This is a genomic window from Actinomadura rugatobispora (genome assembly GCF_042656285.1).
GTDB lineage: Bacteria > Actinomycetota > Actinomycetes > Streptosporangiales > Streptosporangiaceae > Spirillospora > Spirillospora rugatobispora.
The window spans coordinates 1-17,409 of the sequence record NZ_JBHSON010000058.1 but is presented as its reverse complement, the minus strand read 5'-3'; the positions used below and the strand labels follow the sequence as shown (position 1 = coordinate 17,409).

12 protein-coding genes, 1 tRNA gene and 2 pseudogenes are annotated in these 17,409 nt (G+C 71.6%); 5 read left to right on the top strand and 10 right to left on the bottom strand.

The window, feature by feature from the left end:
- Positions 1–10 precede the first annotated feature (10 nt).
- The 6 genes from ACFPZN_RS34435 to ACFPZN_RS34410 all read right to left on the bottom strand — a co-directional run bounded on the left by ACFPZN_RS34435 (position 11) and on the right by ACFPZN_RS34410 (position 7,922).
- Positions 11–1,897, bottom strand: a complete 1,887-nt coding sequence (locus ACFPZN_RS34435) for a serine/threonine-protein kinase (RefSeq protein ID WP_378286502.1) — start codon at positions 1,895–1,897, stop codon at positions 11–13.
- Positions 1,897–3,372, bottom strand: coding sequence for a peptidoglycan D,D-transpeptidase FtsI family protein (locus ACFPZN_RS34430; RefSeq protein ID WP_378286501.1), 1,476 nt, complete (start codon positions 3,370–3,372; stop codon positions 1,897–1,899). The genes ACFPZN_RS34435 and ACFPZN_RS34430 overlap by 1 nt, the downstream gene beginning before the upstream one ends.
- Positions 3,373–3,501: 129 nt before the next feature.
- Positions 3,502–5,088 (bottom strand): FtsW/RodA/SpoVE family cell cycle protein, encoded by a 1,587-nt coding sequence (locus tag ACFPZN_RS34425; protein WP_378286500.1) that lies wholly within the window; start codon positions 5,086–5,088, stop codon positions 3,502–3,504.
- 4 nt (positions 5,089–5,092) lie between these two features.
- A complete protein-coding gene (locus ACFPZN_RS34420; RefSeq protein ID WP_378286499.1) occupies positions 5,093–6,685 on the bottom strand; it encodes a Stp1/IreP family PP2C-type Ser/Thr phosphatase in 1,593 nt (530 codons plus the stop codon).
- Positions 6,682–7,158: an FHA domain-containing protein FhaB/FipA gene (locus ACFPZN_RS34415; protein WP_378286497.1), complete on the bottom strand. Its 477-nt coding sequence runs from the start codon at positions 7,156–7,158 to the stop codon at positions 6,682–6,684. The genes ACFPZN_RS34420 and ACFPZN_RS34415 overlap by 4 nt, the downstream gene beginning before the upstream one ends.
- A gap of 11 nt (positions 7,159–7,169) precedes the next feature.
- Complete coding sequence (locus ACFPZN_RS34410; RefSeq protein WP_378286495.1) at positions 7,170–7,922, bottom strand: FhaA domain-containing protein; 753 nt, start codon at positions 7,920–7,922, stop codon at positions 7,170–7,172.
- 128 nt (positions 7,923–8,050) lie between these two features.
- Here ACFPZN_RS34410 and ACFPZN_RS34405 point away from each other — a divergent pair.
- A tRNA-Leu gene (locus tag ACFPZN_RS34405) sits at positions 8,051–8,133 on the top strand.
- Between the two features lie 501 nt (positions 8,134–8,634).
- On the opposite strand, the gene ACFPZN_RS34400 is transcribed toward ACFPZN_RS34405, so the two are convergent.
- Positions 8,635–10,872: an LLM class flavin-dependent oxidoreductase gene (locus tag ACFPZN_RS34400; RefSeq protein ID WP_378286494.1), complete on the bottom strand. Its 2,238-nt coding sequence runs from the start codon at positions 10,870–10,872 to the stop codon at positions 8,635–8,637.
- A 133-nt stretch (positions 10,873–11,005) separates the two neighbouring features.
- On the opposite strand from ACFPZN_RS34400, the gene ACFPZN_RS34395 reads away from it, so the two are divergent.
- Positions 11,006–11,476, top strand: coding sequence for a MarR family winged helix-turn-helix transcriptional regulator (locus ACFPZN_RS34395; protein ID WP_378286493.1), 471 nt, complete (start codon positions 11,006–11,008; stop codon positions 11,474–11,476).
- 8 nt (positions 11,477–11,484) lie between these two features.
- Here ACFPZN_RS34395 and ACFPZN_RS34390 read toward each other — a convergent pair whose 3' ends face one another.
- Positions 11,485–11,859 carry an MmyB family transcriptional regulator gene (locus tag ACFPZN_RS34390; RefSeq protein ID WP_378286492.1) on the bottom strand — a complete coding sequence of 125 codons (375 nt, stop codon included), beginning with the start codon at positions 11,857–11,859 and terminating at the stop codon, positions 11,485–11,487.
- On the opposite strand from ACFPZN_RS34390, the pseudogene ACFPZN_RS34385 reads away from it, so the two are divergent.
- Positions 11,799–11,966: pseudogene (locus tag ACFPZN_RS34385) on the top strand (encapsulin); the annotation flags it as partial. The gene ACFPZN_RS34390 and the pseudogene ACFPZN_RS34385 sit on opposite strands and share 61 nt — an antisense overlap.
- A gap of 36 nt (positions 11,967–12,002) precedes the next feature.
- Here the strand turns inward: ACFPZN_RS34385 and ACFPZN_RS34380 are convergent.
- Entirely contained in the window at positions 12,003–12,596 is a 594-nt protein-coding gene (locus ACFPZN_RS34380; protein ID WP_378286491.1) for a TetR/AcrR family transcriptional regulator, read from the bottom strand.
- Positions 12,597–12,684: 88 nt separating this feature from the next.
- Between ACFPZN_RS34380 and ACFPZN_RS34375 the strand changes: the two genes are divergently transcribed.
- Positions 12,685–13,518: an SDR family oxidoreductase gene (locus ACFPZN_RS34375; RefSeq protein WP_378286490.1), complete on the top strand. Its 834-nt coding sequence runs from the start codon at positions 12,685–12,687 to the stop codon at positions 13,516–13,518.
- 3 nt (positions 13,519–13,521) lie between these two features.
- Here the strand turns inward: ACFPZN_RS34375 and ACFPZN_RS34370 are convergent, their stop codons facing one another.
- On the bottom strand, positions 13,522–15,537 hold the full coding sequence (locus tag ACFPZN_RS34370; RefSeq protein WP_378286489.1) for a protein kinase domain-containing protein: 2,016 nt from the start codon (positions 15,535–15,537) through the stop codon (positions 13,522–13,524).
- Between the two features lie 914 nt (positions 15,538–16,451).
- Here ACFPZN_RS34370 and ACFPZN_RS34365 point away from each other — a divergent pair.
- Positions 16,452–17,409 (top strand): annotated as a pseudogene (locus ACFPZN_RS34365) (hypothetical protein); the annotation flags it as partial.

Below are 17,409 nucleotides of genomic sequence, written 5' to 3'. Positions count from 1 at the left end.
CCTCGTACCTCTACACCTTGTCCTCCGAACCTAGCTCCCCGCTCTCGGTAGGTGAGGGATCCGGGCTCGGAGTTGACGGAGTCGTGGTGCTGTCCGTCGGTCGCGGTGTTGGATCTGGGGCGGTGGAAGTCGCCCGGGGCGGTTTCCTGGTTGGCTTCTGTGAAGGGGACGCGCGTGGATACCGGGGCGTTGACGTACGTCGGTCGCGGGACGGGGAGGGCTTGCTCTCCTGGCCGCGGCGTTCGTGCAGGCGGGTCGCCGGGTCGGCCGGGAGATGCCGGGCGGGGTCGCCCTCGCCCGGTTGTACGGCCGGGAGCCTCTCCTGGTTCTCCCGTTGGGGCTCGGCCGTACCGAACCCCCGCCACATTGTGCCCACCACGATGACGCCGAGCAACAGGCTCCCGGCGGTGACCGAGGCGTAGGTCAGTGCCGTGCGCCGTCGCGCGGCCGTTCGCCCTTGGCCGAGGCTATCCGGAGTGTGGTCATCGTCAAATTCCGGCAAACCCGGCCGGTGAGGAAACGTACCAGGGGCGCGGAGGCCGCCTGTCCGGGGGGTGTGCGAACTGCTCGCTCCAGGGGCGTACGGGCCTTCCTGTACGGGGGTGTACCGGCCGCTGCTCTGTGCGGGGGTGTGCTGGGGGCCCTGTGCGGTGGTGTGGGCGCCGCTCGCTCCGAAGAAGTCGTACGGCTCGTGCGGGGGCCCGCCCGCCGCCGTCCATCCTTCCGCGTGCCCTTCCGCGCGCGCCCGCTGTACGGGCCTGCCGCCGGGCAGCCACGCCTCACCGGCGGGCAAGGAAAAAGAACCCGTCCCGAAGCCGTCAGGCCCGCCGACCGGCCCCGCCTGACCGCCCTCACCCGGAACGGCCGGGCCGGCGACCCGTCCCGTGGTTCTGCCCCGGCCGTCGGCACGGCCCGGAGCGTCCGGGCCGTCCGGGGTGTCCGCGATCGGATCGCCGGATCCCGCGACCGGCCCACCCGAGACCTGCCCCGGCGGCGTGCCGGGAGGCGCCTTGCCGGGCCCTCCCGGGAAGCGCGTCCAGCGGCTCAGCCCCGGTGACGAGAGCCCGGCGGCGTCGCGGATCACCAGCGCCCGGTCGGCCACCTCGTCCGCGTCCGCCGGACGGTCCGCCGGACGCTTGGCCAGCAGCTCGTCCACCAGCTCCCGGAGCCGCACCGGAACCCGCTCCGGAAGCGGCGGCGGCGCGTCCCGCACATGCTGCAGCGCCACCTCGACCGGCGTCGCCGCGTCGAACGGCACCCGCCCGGCCAGGCACTCGAACGCCACCACGCCCAGCGAGTACAGGTCGGCCGCCGGCGTCACCCCCTGCCCGGACGCCTGCTCGGGCGCGATGTAGTACGCGGTGCCCATGACCATCCCGGTCTGGGTCTGCGACGCCGCCGCCAGCTGCCGCGCGATGCCGAAATCGGTGATCTTGACGGTGCCGTCCACGGTCACCATCAGGTTGGCCGGCTTGATGTCGCGGTGCACGATCCCCGCGGCGTGGGCGGCGGCCAGCGCCCGCCCGGCCTGGGCGACCACGTCCAGCACCGCCTCCGCCGGCAGCGCCCCCGCCCGCGCGATGATCTCCGCCAGCGGCTCGCCGCGCACCAGCTCCATCACCAGGTAGGCGCGGCCCTCGCCGAGCTCCTCGTCGCGGACCGTGCCCACGTCGTACACCCGGGCGATCCCGCCGTGCCGCAGCGACGCCGCGAACCGGCCCTCGGCGCGGAACCGCTCGCACGCCGACACGTCCGACATCAGCTCGTGCCGCAGCAGCTTCACCGCGACCTCGCGGGCCAGCGCCTCGTCGGCGGCCCGCCAGACCTCGCCCATCCCGCCGGTCGCCAGCCGCTCCACCAGCCGGTACCGGTCGTTCAGGACGAGGTCATGACCCACTACCGCAGCACCGCCTGCATGATGGCCCCGGCCACGGGCACCGCCGCCTCACCGCCGCTGCCCGAACCCTCGGTCACCACGGCGAAGGCGTACCGCGGCTTCTGCATCGGGGAGAACCCGACGAACCAGCGGGCGTTGGGGTTGCCGGGCCCCTGCTCGGCGGTGCCGGTCTTGCCGGCGATGTTGAACGCCGCCGCGTTCTTGGCGGTGCCCTCGGTGACCACGGCCCGCATCATGTCCTCGAGCTGCTCGGCCGTGCCCTCCTTCATCGCCTGCGAGTACTCCTTGGGGTTGGCGCTGTACAGCTCGCTCTGGTCCTTGGCCCGGACCTTCTGCACCAGGTACGGGTGCATGATCTTGCCGCCGTCGGCCACGGCCGCGGCCGTCATCGCCATCTGCAGCGGCGTCGCCCGCACGTTCTCCTGGCCGATGCCGGAACGGGCCGTGCCGTCCTTGCCGGTCTGGATGGTCTCGCCGGTCTGCGCGTTGCGGACCGACACCGGGACGTCGCTCTCGGCCGCGAACAGGTCGGGCTCCAGCTCCAGCCTCTTGTTGAACCCGAACTTGCTGGCGCCCTGGTTCAGCCTCTCGATGCCCATGTCCATGGCCATCTTGCCGAAGGTGGTGTTGCACGACTCGGCGAACGCGCCCCGCAGCGACGCCGACCCGGCGCAGTTGCCGGTGTCGTGCGAGTTCGGCAGCGGCCGGCCCGACTCGGGCAGGACCAGCTGGCCGGTCGGCACGACGCTGCCGCTGCTGAGGTTCTGCTGCTCCATCGCGATCGCCGCCGTCACCGTCTTGAACGACGACCCCGGCGGGAACGTCTGGCTCATCGCGTTGTCGATCAGCGGCTTGAGCACGCCGGGCTGGTTCTCCAGCTGCTCCAGCCGCCGGCCGCCCTTGAGGCCCTGCTGCGGCGCCACCTCGTTCGGGTCGAACGACGGGAACGACGCCAGCACCACGATCGCGCCGGTCTTGATGTCGATCACGGCCGCGCCCGCGCGGCGGGACGTGCTGCCCTTCAGCCGCGAGTACGCGACCTGCTGCGCCCGCGGGTTGATCGTCAGCTCGACGTTCGCGCCCTCGGCCGGCTTGCCGATGAAGGTGTCGAACCAGCGCTGCTGGGTGATCCGCTTGTCCTTGCCGCCCAGCAGCGAGTTGTAGGCCATCTCCACCTTGGACGCGCCGCCGTTGAAGAAACCGGTCGCCGGGGAGAAGATCAGACCGTCCTTGTAGGTACGCCCGTACTTGGGGTTGTCCTTGCCCGTCTCCTGCGACTGGGCCAGCACCTGCCCGCCCGCGGTGATCTGCCCGCGCGGGTTGTTGAACACCTCGGCGTACTGCCGGGAGTTCTTGTCGTCGTTCTGCAGGCTCTCCGCCTGGCTGCCCTGGACGTAGTTGACCTGGGCCATCAGGCCGAAGAACAGCAGCAGCGCGAAGATCGCGACCCGCCGCAGCGGCTTGTCCATGTTCATGTTGCCTCGCTCCGCTCGCGCTCGGCGCCCCCGCGCAACCCTGCCCCGCCAGCCGCGGACCCCCCGGAACCACCCGGAGCGTGCCCGCCCGTCCGTCTCCGCGCGTGCTCGATGGTCATCGGGACGAGCTCACCTCACACTCACGATCTGCGTCATGCCCTCGTCCTGGATGGCCTGCGGCGCGGGCTTGCGCGCGTCGTGGCTCATCCGCACCAGGATCGCGATGAGGATCCAGTTGGCCATGAGGGAGGAACCGCCCTGGGACAGGAACGGCGTCGTCAGACCCGTGAGGGGGATCAGCTTGGTGACACCTCCGACGATGACGAACACCTGGAGCGCCAGGACGAACGACACACCGCCCGCGAACAGCTTCAGGAACGGGTCCCGCGCCGCGACGGCCGTCTTCATACCGCGTTGCACGATCAACGCGTATATCAGCAGCAGCACCATCAGCCCGGTGAGCCCCAGTTCCTCACCGAGCGAGTCGAATATGAAGTCGCTGAACGACAGCGGCGTGCGCCAGGGTTCGCCCTGGCCGAGGCCGGTGCCGAGCACCCCGCCCTGGCCGAGGGCGTACAGGCCCTTCATCAGCTGCCCGCTGTCGGAGTACTCGCCGCCCATCTTCGCGCACGCGGTGAACCCGGGCCCGGCGCTGCCCGCCGCCTGCTCCTTCTTGTAGATCTCGGTGTCGGGGTTGACCGGGATGACCCGGCCGTCCTCCAGCAGGCACCCGCCGTCGAAGTACGGCTTGGGGTTCTGCCAGATGTCGATCCGCTGGTTCACGTGCCCCATGAACGGCAGCAGCGTGGCGACGAAGATGCCGACCGCCAGCAGCCCCACACCGATCATCACCCACGAGACCCGCTGCGTGGCGATGTAGAGCATCGACACGAACAGGCCGAAGTACAGCAGCGCCGTCCCCAGGTCCTTCTGGATGAACAGCACGCCGAGGCAGAAGATCCAGATGACCACGATCGGGCCCAGGTCGCGGGCCCGGGGCAGGCTCATCGGGCCGATCTTCTTGCCGATCAGCGACATCGCCTGCCGCTTGTTGACCAGATAGCCCGCGAAGAACGCGACCAGCAGCAGCTTGGCGAACTCGCCCGGCTGCACCGAGAACGGCCCGATGAAGATCCACACCCGGGCGCCGTTCACCTCGCCGCCCAGCCCCGGCACGATCGGCAGCAGCAGCAGGATGATCGCGGTCAGCCCGATCAGGTACGTGTAGCGCTGCGCGGTCTTGGGCGTGAACGACAGCGGCGCGTCCGTCTTGTCGGTGTCCCGCATGATCATCACCGCGGCGACGAACATCGCGATGCCCACGAACGTCCACATCAGCTGCCCGGACGCGGACGCCTCGTCCTCGGCCAGCTTCTGCCCCGCCGCGACCGCGTCCAGCTTGTCCTTGCTGGTGTCCAGGTCGAGCCGGTAGATCATCGCCAGCCCGATGCCGTTCAGCGCCACCGACAGCGGCAGCAGCAGCGGATCGGCGTACGGCGCGAACCTCATCTGCACGAAGTACGCGGCGAAGGCCAGCACGGCCAGGCCGCCGCCGTAACCGAACAGGCCCGCCGGGATGTTCCCGTCACGGGCCAGCCCCACCTCCGCGAACGCCGACAGCGTCAGCACCATCGCGAAGATCAGCAGGATCAGCGACGCCGCGTTGCGGCGCTGGTACGGCAACTGGGCCCGGATCTGCTCCCCGATCGAGCTCATCGACTCATCCACCCCCGCCGGACGCCGGGCAGTCCGGAATCGCCGGACGGTTCGACTTGCACTCGGCCCGCCGCCCGTTCAGCCGGTTCAGCTCGGCCTCCGCCGCCGCGAGCCCGGGGTAGGCGCGCTTCCCCTGCTTCACCGCGGTGGCGTCGCTCTCCGGCAGGTCGCTCAGCGGGATCTCGCTGTTCTTCACCTTGGCCTGCTGGCAGTCCTGCTGGCCGCGGCCCTTGACGATGACCACCTTGCCGCCCTCGTCGGTGAGCACGTACTTGCAGACCATCTTCCGCAGCTCCTCGACACCGGCCGGGCCGTTCACCGAGTAGGTGTCCTTCACCTGCTGCTGCTTGTCCTGCGGAAGATCCGCCACCATGATCGGCGGATTGGGCTGGTCCTTGGCGTCGGCCTTCCGGGACAGGTCGAACCCGGGCACCTTCTGCGTCGTGCCGCGGAACAGCACGACCTGGCCGCCCTCCTGGCCGATGTAGTAGCCGCCCTTGACGTTCTGCAGCGCCACGAACCCGACCGCGGCCACCCCGACCACCACCAGCCCCGCCGCGCCGATCAGCCACGCCCACCTGCGGGCCCCGCCGCGCGGGCGGCCCGCCGGAGGCGGCGCCATCGGCCCGGCCTGCGGCGGAGCGGACCGCGGCTCGCCCATCGGCATCGGCGCCGGAGCCGGGGCGGGCATCTCGTCCACCACCACCGGCGGCTGCGGCATCGTGTCGCGCAACTGCGCCGCGCGCCCCGCCGGCGTGTCGGGCGTCGTCGGCGGAGGCGGACCGGGATTGCCCGGATTACCGGGGGCCTCCGGCGGGCGGGCGTTCGCCGCCGCGCCCACCGCGTGCCCGGGACCCGCCGCCGGCGGCGCCTGCCCCAGGTCCACCACGTCCGCGACCACGCAGGTGATGTTGTCCGGGCCGCCGCCGCGGTTCGCCAGATCGATCAGCTGCCGGACGGCCTGCTCGGGATCGTCCACATCGGTCAGCACCTGGAAGATCGTCTCGGCCGTCACCACACCGGACAGGCCGTCCGAGCACAGCAGGTAGCGGTCGCCGACCTTCGCCTCTCGCAGCGACAGGTCCGGATCGACCTCGCCGCGCCCGTCCAGCGCCCGCAGCAGCAGCGACCGCTGCGGATGCGAGGCCGCCTCGTCCGGGCTGATCCGCCCCTCGTCCACCAGCGACTGCACCAGCGTGTGGTCGTGGGTGATCTGGAACAGGCTGCCGTCCCGCAGCAGGTACGCCCGGGAATCGCCGATGTGCACCAGCGCGACCTGGTTGCCCGCCCACAGCATCGCCGTCAGCGTCGTGCCCATGCCCTGCAGCGCCGGATCCGACTCCACGATCCGGTGCAGGTTGTCGTTGGCCGCCTTGACCGTGTGCTCCAGCGCGGCCAGCAGCTCCGGCGCGGGCAGGTCCTTGTCCAGCTTCCGCAGCTCCGAGATCGCCGCCGCGCTGGCGATCTCGCCGCCGACATGGCCGCCCATCCCGTCGGCCACCGCGAGCAGGTGCGCCCCCGCGTACGCCGAGTCCTCGTTGCCCTCGCGCAGCATGCCGACGTCGGAGCGCGCGGCGTAGCGGATTCCCAGAGTCATTTGCGAAGCTCGATCACGGTCTTACCGATACGGACCGGCACCCCCGGAGGCACCGGCATGGGGCGGGACACCTTGGTACGACCCAGAAACGTCCCGTTGGTCGAGCCGAGATCTTCCACGATCCACTGACCGTCCTGCGCGAAAAGTCGGGCATGCCGGGTCGAAGCGTAGTCGTCTGTCACGACGAGCGTGGAGTCATTCGCCCGCCCGACCGTGATGGGGGCCCCCGTGAGGTCGATGACGGTCCCCGTGCGCTCGCCCTGGACCACCACCAGCTTGGTCGGGACGTTGCGCTGCGGCGTCCGCTGCGCCTTGGGCTGTTTCGCCGCCTTCGCGGGACGCGGCCGGGCCGCCCGCTCGGCGGCCTTCGAACTGAACATGTCAGCCCTGATCACGCCGACGGCCGCGATGACGAAGAGCCAGAGCACCGCCAGGAACGCCAGCTTGATGAGCGTGAGGGTGAGTGGGGTCATCGGAGTCGGGGTTACTCCCTGTCGCGGCGGAACACGAGTGTCGTCCGGCCCATCGTGACGCGGGAGCCGTCGACGAGCGTGACCCGCCTGATCGGCTGACCGTTCACGAAGGAGCCGTTGGTCGACCCTAGATCGACGAGAGCGATTTCGGGACCTTCTACACGGATCTCGGCATGATGCCGGGATACGCCCGGGTCGACAAGCCGCAGGTCGCAGTCCGTACCGCGGCCGAGCAGCGTGACCGGCGTATTGATCTCATAGGTGCGCTGGGTGGCGTCGCCCCCCTCCACCGCCGTGGTGACCAGCAGCCGCGGATGGCCGCCGAACACCCCGCCCCGCCCCTGCGGGACGTCACTGACCGGTCTGCGGATCTCCCCGCCCTCGACCGTCGAGCCCCGGATCACCCCGGACCGGATACGGAACATGCCCGTGGCCAGATCGCCGGCGTTCTCGAAACGTACACGCACCGGCCCCACGAAGGAGTACCCCTGCTCCTTCGCGTACTCCCGCGCCAAGTTCGCCAGCTCCTGGCTCAGGCTGTCGGCGTACACCTGCAGCCTCTCCCCATCCTGCTGGGAGATCTCGACGACGAAGTCGTTCGGCACCAGGGTCCTCCCCTGTGCCACGATCGCGGCCCGGTCATCCATCTCGCGCTGCACAGCACTGGCCACCTCGACCGGCTGCAGCTCCGACTTGAAGGCCCGGGCGAAGGCTCCTTCGACCATGCCCTCGAGCCGTCGCTCGAAGCGCTGAATGACGCCCACGGGCACCTCCCTTCCCCACTGGTAGACGATCGTATCGGTGCGAAGGTTCGCTCGGAGTATCTGGATACCTAACCACTCCCACGACCGTGCTAGCCTTTTCGAGCACCCCGACAAGGGGACGCTCACCCGGGCGGGTGGCGGAACGGCAGACGCGCACGGTTCAGGTCCGTGTGTCCGCAAGGACGTGAGGGTTCAAATCCCTCCTCGCCCACTCGGAGGATAAGGGGAGTGTGTCCGCGGAAAGCGCGGACCGCTCCTCCTCGTCTTGTTCGCCCAGGGGGGCGACCCCCTGGAACCCCCGGAATGGTGCGGGGTCGCGGCAGAGCGCGGACCGCTCCTCCTCGCCGTGTTCGCCCAGGGGGGCGACCCCCTGGAACCCCCGGAATGGTGCGGGGCTGCGGCAGTTGGTCTTGATCGCATTGTTCGGGGCCGGGGTTGGTCCCTCATTGCATTCGGGGCCTGGGTGGCTTCGGTTTTTGCTTTCCTCCTACTCTCCCTCCTGGTGCGTGTGATCGCCACCCCGTGAGGGGTCGGCCGGTGTCTCGTCCAGGGCCTGGAGAGTGCCTTGGTGGGTGCCTCCGGGCGGGGCGATATGCCCGGTGAGTGTCCAGCTGCCCGGTGGCTCGGCTGTCTTGTGCGGCAGGAGGGGCTGGGCGGCGCTGATCAGTCTTGCGTTCAGAGGCTGTCTGATCCCTGGGCGCAAGGCGGTTGCTCAGGGGGCGGGAGTGACGGTGAAGTTGCCGTGGAACACGTTGTCGGGGTCGTAGATCCGCTTCACCTGCCGCAGCCGCTCCAGCGTCGCGGGTGGGAACGCGCGGGCGAGCATCGCGTCGTGGTCGTGGGTTTCGAAGCTGAGGTAGATGGCATCGTCGCCGACCTCGTCCCATGCCTCTTGCGCTCCCGGGCGCGTGCGCAGCACCGCCGACAGGGCGAACGCGCGGTCGCGGTGGGCGAACGCCGTCTCCTGGACGGGGGTGTCGGCCACGGCACCGCCCATCGAGCGGATCTGCGCGAGCCCGGTGTACCCGTCGTCGAACATCGCGGCCAGCGCCTTGGCGGTGCGGTCGTCAAGGTGCGGGACGAGCGCCGAGCGCGAGTGCAGCTCGCCTGGTCCGGAGCCCTGGCCCCGGTGGGGGTTGTGGGCGCGTGCCATGACCTGGGCGTAGGGGGTGAGGTGGGCCCGCTGGTCCAGGACGGGCGCCAGGTCGAGGAAGGGCTGCAGGGCGGTGACGGCCGCGTCGGTGTCGGCGTCCGCCCACATCGCGAGGGTCTGTGCCACCATCGTGCCGCCCTGGCGGGTGAGGGTGAGGAACGCGGTCAGTTCCCGCGGGCTGCCTTCGACCAGTTCGCCCCAGCGCTGGAGGAAGTCGGCGGTGTCGGCGGCGTCGTGGAGGAAGACGGCGAGGACGACGTCGCCGACCCCGGCAGCCTCGATCTCCAGGGAGGTGACGGCGCCGAGGTTGGCGCCCGCGCCGCGCAGCCCCCACAGCAGGTCCGGGTGGTGGTCGGCGTCGGCCCGTACGGTGCGGCCGTCGGCGAGGACGACGGTGGCGGCCTTCACGTGGTCGATGGTCAGGCCGTAGGAGCGGGCGAGCAGGCCGAGTCCCGCGGTGGTGGCGAGCCCGCCGACGCCGACGTCGCCGTAGTCGCCGGAGCTGATCGCCAGGCCGTGCGGGGCCAGGCGGGCGGCGACGTCGCCCCAGCGGGCGCCGGCCCCGACCCGGACGAGGCGCCGGTCGCGGTCGAGGACCTCGACGGAGTCGAGGGCCGACAGGTCCAGCACGATGCCGCCGTCGTTGGTGGCGCGGCCGCTGAGGCCGTGCCCGCCGCTGCGGACGGCGAGCGGGACGTCCTGCGCGCGGGCGAACGCGAGCGCGTCGGCGACCTGCGCCTCATCGGCGGGCCGCAGGATCAGGCCGGGCGTCCCCTTCCAGATGTAGGTCGAGCGCAGGTCCTCGTACTCCCGGTCGCCGGGCTCGACGGCGCGGGCCGCCAGGGACGGCGGGACCGCGTCGTAGTCGATCCCCGGTTCGCGCAGGGCGAGTGCGGCGGCGGGCCGGACGGCGCCGGTGGGCATGCCGGCGCGGGCGCGTTCGCGGGCGACGGCCTCGCGGACGGCCGGGGCGACCTCTCGGCCGAACGCGGCGATGGCGTCCGGGTCGTCGCTGCCTAGCAGGAAGGTGGAGACGCCGTCCTGGAGGGCGAGCGGCACGAGCCGGTCAACCCATTCCTGTGTGGACAGGCGCTCGCTCGTCAGGATGTTCAGGAGCCGCCGGATCTCGCGCGGGTCGCGTCCGGCCTCGCGGGCGGCCTCGTCGATGATGGCGTTGCTCTCCTTCAGGGTGGGTGTGTCGATGTAGTTGAGTGAGGGCAGCCAGCCGTCGGCGACGGCGCCGACGAGCCGCAGCATTCTGGGTTTGTAGGCGCCGAGCCAGAGCGGGATGTCGTGCGCGGGGGCCGGGCCGCGCTTGGCGCCGTCGACGCGGTGAAACTCGCCGCGGACGCGCAGCGAGGTGCGGTCGCCGGTCTGCCACATTCCGCGGATGATCTCCACCGCCTCGCCCAGGGCGGTCACGGACTGGCCCGGGGTAAGGGCGGGGCCGCCCATCGCGGTGACGGCGTTCAGGAACGCGCCGGCGCCGATGCCGAGTGCGGCCCGTCCGCCGGACAGCAGATCGAGGGAGGCCGCGGCACGGGCCAGGACGGCGGGGTTGCGCAGCGGCAGGTTCAGGACGTTGCCGGAGATCTCGACCCGCGAGGTGCGCGCCGCGACCCAGGTCAGGAGCGTCCAGGTGTCGAGGAAGCCGGGCTGGTAGGGGTGGTCCTGGAAGGTGACGAGGTCGAGGCCGGACTCCTCGGCGAGGACGGCGAGCTCGACGACCTGCTCGGGATCGTGGGCGGTGGGGTTGAGGAAGGCGCCGAATCGAAGATCGTGACCGTAGTGGGACATGGGGTGTGCCTCCGGGACGTGCTGGTCGATGTCCGTCTCAACACCGCGAGCTTTGGATGATATGTCAACCTTTTAGGTGATGTGCATCACTCTGATTGCGGGTGACGTGTCAACCGCCGACTACGCTGGAGGCATGCCGCTGGAACCGGACCACCTCACCCCTGACGAGGGCCTGACCTGGCGGTCACACCTGCGCGTGCACGCCCTGCTGAGCGCCGGCCTCGCTCGCCGCCTCGCCCGCGACAGCGGACTGTCCGGAGCCGACTTCGAGATCCTCGCCGCGCTGGCGACCTCGCCCGACGGGCGCATGACCTCCCTGCGGGTCCGCCGCACGCTGGTCTGGGAGAAGAGCCGCCTGTCCCATCAGGTCCGGCGCATGGAGCAGCGCGGCCTCATCGTCCGCGAACCCAACCCCGACGACGCCCGCAGCTCCCTGCTCGCCCTGACGCCCGCGGGCCGCGCGACGGTCGAGGACGCTTTCGCTCCCTATGCGCAGTACGTCCGCGAGCACTACCTCGACCTGCTGACCCCGGAGGAACGCGACGTCCTCATCAAGGTCTCCGAACGCGTGGTGGCGGGCCTCGGCTCCATCGACGACGCGTGAGATCCCGGCTACGTGCGACGTCCGGCCGTGTCGGCATCGGTGAGCCTGCGGAGGCCGGCATCGGAGGCTGAGCCCGGCACCACGCTGTAGGTGAAGAGCACCTGACCGGGCTCATCCCTGCTGTCGAAACGCTCACTGTGGAGCTCGATCTCGCCGGCGACCGGGTGGCGGTAGCGGCGGCGGCCGCTTCTGCCGACATCCACCTCATGGGCGTCCCAGATACGGCGGAACTCCGCGCTCCCCCCTGCGTCCAGCAGCGCGGCCAAGGCCGGGTCACGCGGATGACGGGCCGCGTTGAGGCGGAGAACGGCGATCGCTTCGCGTGCCGCGAGGTCCCAGTCGGTGCCCCCTGCGACTGGCAGGCGTCGCCGGCCCGTACGCACTGGTGCTCAGCGCCGACGCCTACACCGCCGTGAACGAGACCTCGGACCACGCCACGAGTACATCGCCCGGGGTCCTGGACGGCGACATCGTCTGGGCGCCCGCGATCGAGGGGTCGGCCACCCAGGGCAGTCCGCGGCACCGCTTACCCGGGCCGGGCCTGCATGTCGATCATGGTCACCAGGGTCGAGACGAGTTCCTCGGACGTGGCGTGCCACTTGTCCGCGGAGAGGTGCCCGTTGACCTCCATGTCCGTGATGCCGTGCGCGCTGGTCAACAGCAGCGCGGCGAATCGGCCGGCATGCTGCGCGCCGACCAGATCGCCGACGATGGCGAGGAACTCGTCCTGGGCGCGTTCGGCCGCCCGGGTCGCCGCGTGGATCGCGGCCGGGTCGCCGACCGGGGACGCGAACATCAGCCGGTACAGGTGCGGCTGACGGCGGCCGACCGTCATCAGCGCGGACAGGGCGCGGTGCAGCCTGTCGGTCGGGGGCATCCGCGGATCGGCGCGCACGGCCTCCACCTGATCCGCGAGCCGGTCCAATGCCCCGGCCGCGATGGTGGTCAGCAGGCTGTCCTTGTCGGGGAAGTGCCGGTACGGCGCGCCGCGGCTGACGCCCGCTCGCGCCCCGACGGCGCGCAGCGTCACCGCGTCCGGGCCACCGATGTCCAGCAGCTCGGCGGCCGCATCCAGCAGGGCGCGGCGCGTCGCGGCCGCCGATTCCACGCGACTGACCATGCCGGCCAGCCTACAGTTGACAGTGTCATCTGAGATACCTAGCCTGTTTCAGGTGACAATGTCATCTGAAATCCGGGGACGCGTCGTCGTGACGGGAGCCTCGACCGGGATCGGCGCGGCGTCCGCACGCGAACTGGCTCGCCGGGGGTTCCACGTCATCGCCGGAGTCCGCCGGGAGCGTGACGCCGACGCGCTTCGCGCGGACGGCATCGAGCCGGTCATCCTCGACATCACCGAGCCGGACCACATCGCGCGGCTGGCCGCCCACCTCGGCGATGAGCCGCTGCGGGCGCTGGTGAACAACGCCGCCATCCAGATCAACGCCCCTGTCGAGACCCTGCCGTTGAGCGAGTGGCGCCGGCAGTTCGAGGTCAACCTCTTCGGCCACATCGCCGTCACCCAGGCGCTGCTGCCCGCGCTGCTGCGCCACTCGGGCCGGGTGGTCAACGTCAGCTCGGTCGGCGGGCGGATCGCCATGGCCACGTACGGTCCCTACGCGGGCACGAAGTTCGCCCTCGAAGCGGTCAGCGACTCGCTGCGGCGGGAACTGGCGCCGCTGGGCGTGCAGGTGGTCGTCGTCGAGCCCGGCGCGGTCCGCACGGAGATGGCGGACCGGGTGATCGCCACCGCGGAACGGCTGACCGATGCCATGTCACCGGAACAGCGCGACCGCTACGGAAGGCTGGTCCGGGCGGTCAACGCGCAGTCCGCCGCCCACACCCGAAGGGGCAGGCCCGCCGACGACGCGGCCCGGGTGATCGCGGAGGCCGTGACCACCGGAAGGCCTCGCACCCGCTACACCGTCGGCCGTGACGCGGCCCTGATCACGCGCCTGTCGCGGGTACTGCCCGACCGGCTCCTCGACCGCGTCCTCGCGGCCGGTCTCCGTCCGCACTATCCTTCTCCGTTCTCCTGCGGGTGATCATTAGTCCGTGAGGGGTCGGCCGGTGTTGGCGTCCAGGGCCTTGAGCGTGCCCTTCTGGTCGACGGCGTAGGCGGCGGTGCCCGTGGTGGCCAGCCCCTTGACCTCCATGTCGTCGCGCCAGCGCTCCTTGCCGGTACGGGGGTCGACGGCCGTGAGCCGGTGCACGTCACGGCGCAGGAAGCGGTCGTCCTCGGAGGTGAGGTAGAGGGTCTCGCCCGCCGCGATCACCTCGGTGTCGATCTCCCATTGACGGTGCCAGAGCCGGCGGCCGGTGTTGAGGTCGACGGCCGAGACGGTGTACGCGCCTCGCTGGACCACGTAGGCGGTGGTGCCGTCCCGGTGCATGAATCCGCCGCTCACCCAGGGGAGAGGCAGTCGCCAGCGGCGCTTGCCGCTGGCGGTGTCGAAGGCGTGCACGCCGTCCTCGGCCAGGGCGTACACGGTGGAACCGGTCACGGTCAGGGACGGATGGGGGTCGGTGGTGGAGGTGGACGGGAGGGCGGCCTCCCAGCGCGGGCGTCCCGTCTCGGCGTCCCTGGCGTGCAGGCGGTTCTTCTCGGTGAGGATGTAGACGTTCGTGGCGTCGGAGGTGGCGTTCTGGGTCTCCTCGGTGAAGCGCCAGCTCTTTCCCGAGGCGAGGGCGTAGGAGACCATCCCGGTTTCGTCGGGCACGTTGACCCTGGTCGTGTCGTTGGCGCCGGCCTGGGCGGCACAGTTCGCCTTCGGGAGAACCTTGGTCCAGGTGCGGGCGCCCGTGGACGGGTTGAGAACGGACACCTTGAGGTCCGAGGCGGACGGTTCCTTCAGCACGATCGGGCCGCCCGGGATCAGGTGGCCGCAGTAGCGCTCGGCTGTGGGGACGTGCCAGCGGCGTGTGCCGGTCGTGGCCTGGAGGCCCGACATGGAGCGTGCGCCGCCTGCGATCAGCATGCCGTCGCGGACGGCGGTCACGTACTGGTCGGCCCCGGGCGAGAACCAGCGGCGGCGCCCGGTGCGGGCGTCATAGGCGGCCGTCCCGTCGGAGTGGCTCACGTACACCAGCCCGCCGGCGACGACCGGACTGCTCTGGACGTCATCGACCGACCAGGGGTCGTCCCGCCGCTCCAGGACGATCACGACCAGGGCGGCCGCCAGGACGATCACGCCGGCCAGAGCCGCCCTCGATCTTCGGGTGCGGTGGCGTGTGATCGGTGGTTCCGGTTCTGCGGTGGGGGGCGGCTCTGGTTCTGCGGCGAGGGTTTTCAGGAGAGTGGTGGCGGTGGGGCGGGCTTGGGGGTCTTTGGCCAGGCACGTGCCGATGAGGGTGTGGAGGGCGGGGGAAACGTCGGTCAGGTCGGGGACGGCGTTCGCGACGCGGGCCATGAGGGGGCGTAACGGGCCCGTGCCGAAAGGGGGGCGGCCGGTGGCGGCGAAGTAGAGGACGCCGCCCAGGGAGAAGATGTCGCTGGGCGGGCCGGCGGGGCGGCCGTCGGCCTGTTCGGGGGACATGTAGGCGGGCGTGCCGAGGAGGCCCTGGGTGATCTCGGTGTGGTCGGGGGCGCGGACGATGCCGAAGTCGATCACGCGGGGGCCGTCGGGGGCGCAGAGGATGTTGGACGGCTTCAGGTCGCGGTGGACCAGGCCGGCGGCGTGGATGGCCTCCAGGGCCTCGGCCAGGGCGGCGGCGAGGGCGAGGACGGCGGCGGGAGGGTGCGGGCCCTCGGCGGAGACGACGGCGCCCAGGTCCGGGGCGTCGATGAAGGCGGTGGCCAGCCACGGCGGGTCGGCGTCGGGGTCGGCGTCGATGACCGGGGCGGTGTAGTGGCCGCTGACCGTGCGGGCCGCCTCGATCTCACGGCGGAACCGGCGGCGGAAGCGGGGGTCGTCGCTGATGTGGGCGTGGATCACCTTGACGGCCGCGAGCCTGCCGCCCTGGGAGCGGGCCAGGTAGACCCGGCCCATGCCGCCGGAGCCCAATCGGTTGAGGAGGGTGTAGGTGGAGACGCGGGGTGGGTCGGAGGGGCCCAGCGGTTCCATCTGCTCAGCATGCCTTGGCCGTGGGCGGGAGGCGCGTCCGTTAACGGCCGCCGAAGACGGGGTGACCGACGGCTTACTGATCGGGTATCTGATCGTAATCCTTAAATAGACACTGGTGTCTTACTGTGTTCGCCATGATCCGTCTCGTCCGGATGGGCCTCACCTCCGTCGGGGGCCTGTCCTTCGCCGTTTTCGGCGGCATGGCCTATGACACGTTCACCGCCGAGGAGGCCTATGCGGCGCAACCCGCCAACGCGCCCCCGCCCGCCTGCCAGGACCAGCCCTGGTTCCCACCGGAGTTCTGCGACCCGAATCACTGGATGCCGCCGGTGAAGGCGCCATCACCGCCGCGCAACGAGCAGGGGTCCGCGCGGCCTCCCCGCTCCTCCGAGCCACGATCCTCCGCACCCAAGACGCGCTCGAAGCCGAAGGCCCGCCAGGCGCCGCGATCCTCAGAACGATCGAAGCCCAAGCCGCGCGCGCCCCGGCAGGTCGAGCCGAAGAGTCCGGGGCCCGGCGACAGGCGTCCCGAGGCTCCCGTGTCTCCCGCGCCTGCCATGCCGCCGGAGACCCCGCCCCCGGGGCTCCCCCCGCTTCCCGTCGTGCCCGTGCTCCCGATTCCGGGACGGACGGTCTCGACCACTCCCGGCGAGGGCGACGGGCGGTCGACCACCGCGCCGCGAACCCCCGGCCTCGCGCGTCCCGGTGAGCGAGCGCGGGCCGGCGGAGAACCGCCGCGCCGCCCCCTCCCGCCACGTCCACGGCCCCGGCCGCTGCCTCCGCGCCCGAGCGACGAGCCGCGCTTGAACCGGATACAGCAGACGTACTACTTGACCCAGCTCCGGCTCGCGTCAAGCCCGAGCTTCGTGGGCGGTGACACGACGTTGCACTTCGCAAGGTCACTGCCTTCCCTCGTGACCAGCCCCGGCTTCAGCAGCGGGTGGACGTCCACGACGTTGGCCGCGGAGTTCGCCAAAGAATGGTTGGACACGTACAAGGCCAGCCAGTTCGTGCGTGCCGAACAGCGCGTCGCCAGTGCCCAGCGACAGGTGATCCGAGCGCAGGACATGAGCCCCTGGGCCCGGCAGATGGCGCAGCGCGAGTTGGTCGCGGCCAACCGTGCTCTGGCACAGCAGCGCCAGACTCAGGTCGACAGGACCAGGCTGGGACTGACCGAGGGCTGGCAACGTGTGCAGGCCGCGGAGTCGGCGGCTCAACGCGCCAACGGCCCCGTCGCACGCAGGACGGCCGACCGCCGCCTGACCCGGGCCCGAGTGAACTTCTACCGGTCCGTCGCGGCGGCCGAGGAACTCGACCGGGCCCGGTGGTCCCGGGGTCACGGGTGGCAGTTCGGTGAGGGACAGCGAGGCGGGGTCCGCTTCACCCGGTCCGGGCCGGTTCCCGGCGGTGGCCGAGGCGCGTGGCCCACGCTCGGTGCCGGGGCGGACTCGGCTCGTCCCGGCTCGGCGGCTCCGCGAGCCGGTAACGTCCGGCAGCCCTTCGCCGACACCGGCTGGCGTGGAGTTGCCCGCGGCACCCTCCCCGCCCCCGGCCGTAACGGCACTTCACCGACCGACCAGACCAGGTACGGATGGCGAGGCGACGCACGCCCCGCCCCCGGCCGCACCGGCGCCCGGCCGGCCGGCGACGCCTCGACCGGCTGGCGGGGCAACGCACGCCCCACGCCCGGCCGCGCCCGGCTCCCACAGACCGGTCAGACCACGCCCGGCTGGCAGGGCGACGCGCGCGGCACCACCGGCCGCGCCAGGCTCGCGGAGTCCGCCGGGGAGCGGCCCGCCGGAGTGCTGTCCCTGCTCGGCCTGGACGAGCGGCCCGGCCCCGAAGGGCTTCCCGCCGGGCTCGCGGCGTCCG

Bases quoted from the DNA above. Each gene is read 5' to 3' on its own strand.
- ACFPZN_RS34370 (WP_378286489.1), bottom strand. From the start codon at position 15,537: ATGGAACCGCTGGGCCCCTCCGACCCACCCCGCGTCTCCACCTACACC.
- ACFPZN_RS34380 (WP_378286491.1), bottom strand. From the start codon at position 12,596: ATGGTCAGTCGCGTGGAATCGGCGGCCGCGACGCGCCGCGCCCTGCTG.
- ACFPZN_RS34420 (WP_378286499.1), bottom strand. From the start codon at position 6,685: ATGACTCTGGGAATCCGCTACGCCGCGCGCTCCGACGTCGGCATGCTG.
- ACFPZN_RS34415 (WP_378286497.1), bottom strand. From the start codon at position 7,158: ATGACCCCACTCACCCTCACGCTCATCAAGCTGGCGTTCCTGGCGGTG.
- ACFPZN_RS34400 (WP_378286494.1), bottom strand. From the start codon at position 10,872: ATGTCCCACTACGGTCACGATCTTCGATTCGGCGCCTTCCTCAACCCC.
- ACFPZN_RS34395 (WP_378286493.1), top strand. From the start codon at position 11,006: ATGCCGCTGGAACCGGACCACCTCACCCCTGACGAGGGCCTGACCTGG.
- ACFPZN_RS34425 (WP_378286500.1), bottom strand. From the start codon at position 5,088: ATGAGCTCGATCGGGGAGCAGATCCGGGCCCAGTTGCCGTACCAGCGC.
- ACFPZN_RS34430 (WP_378286501.1), bottom strand. From the start codon at position 3,372: ATGAACATGGACAAGCCGCTGCGGCGGGTCGCGATCTTCGCGCTGCTG.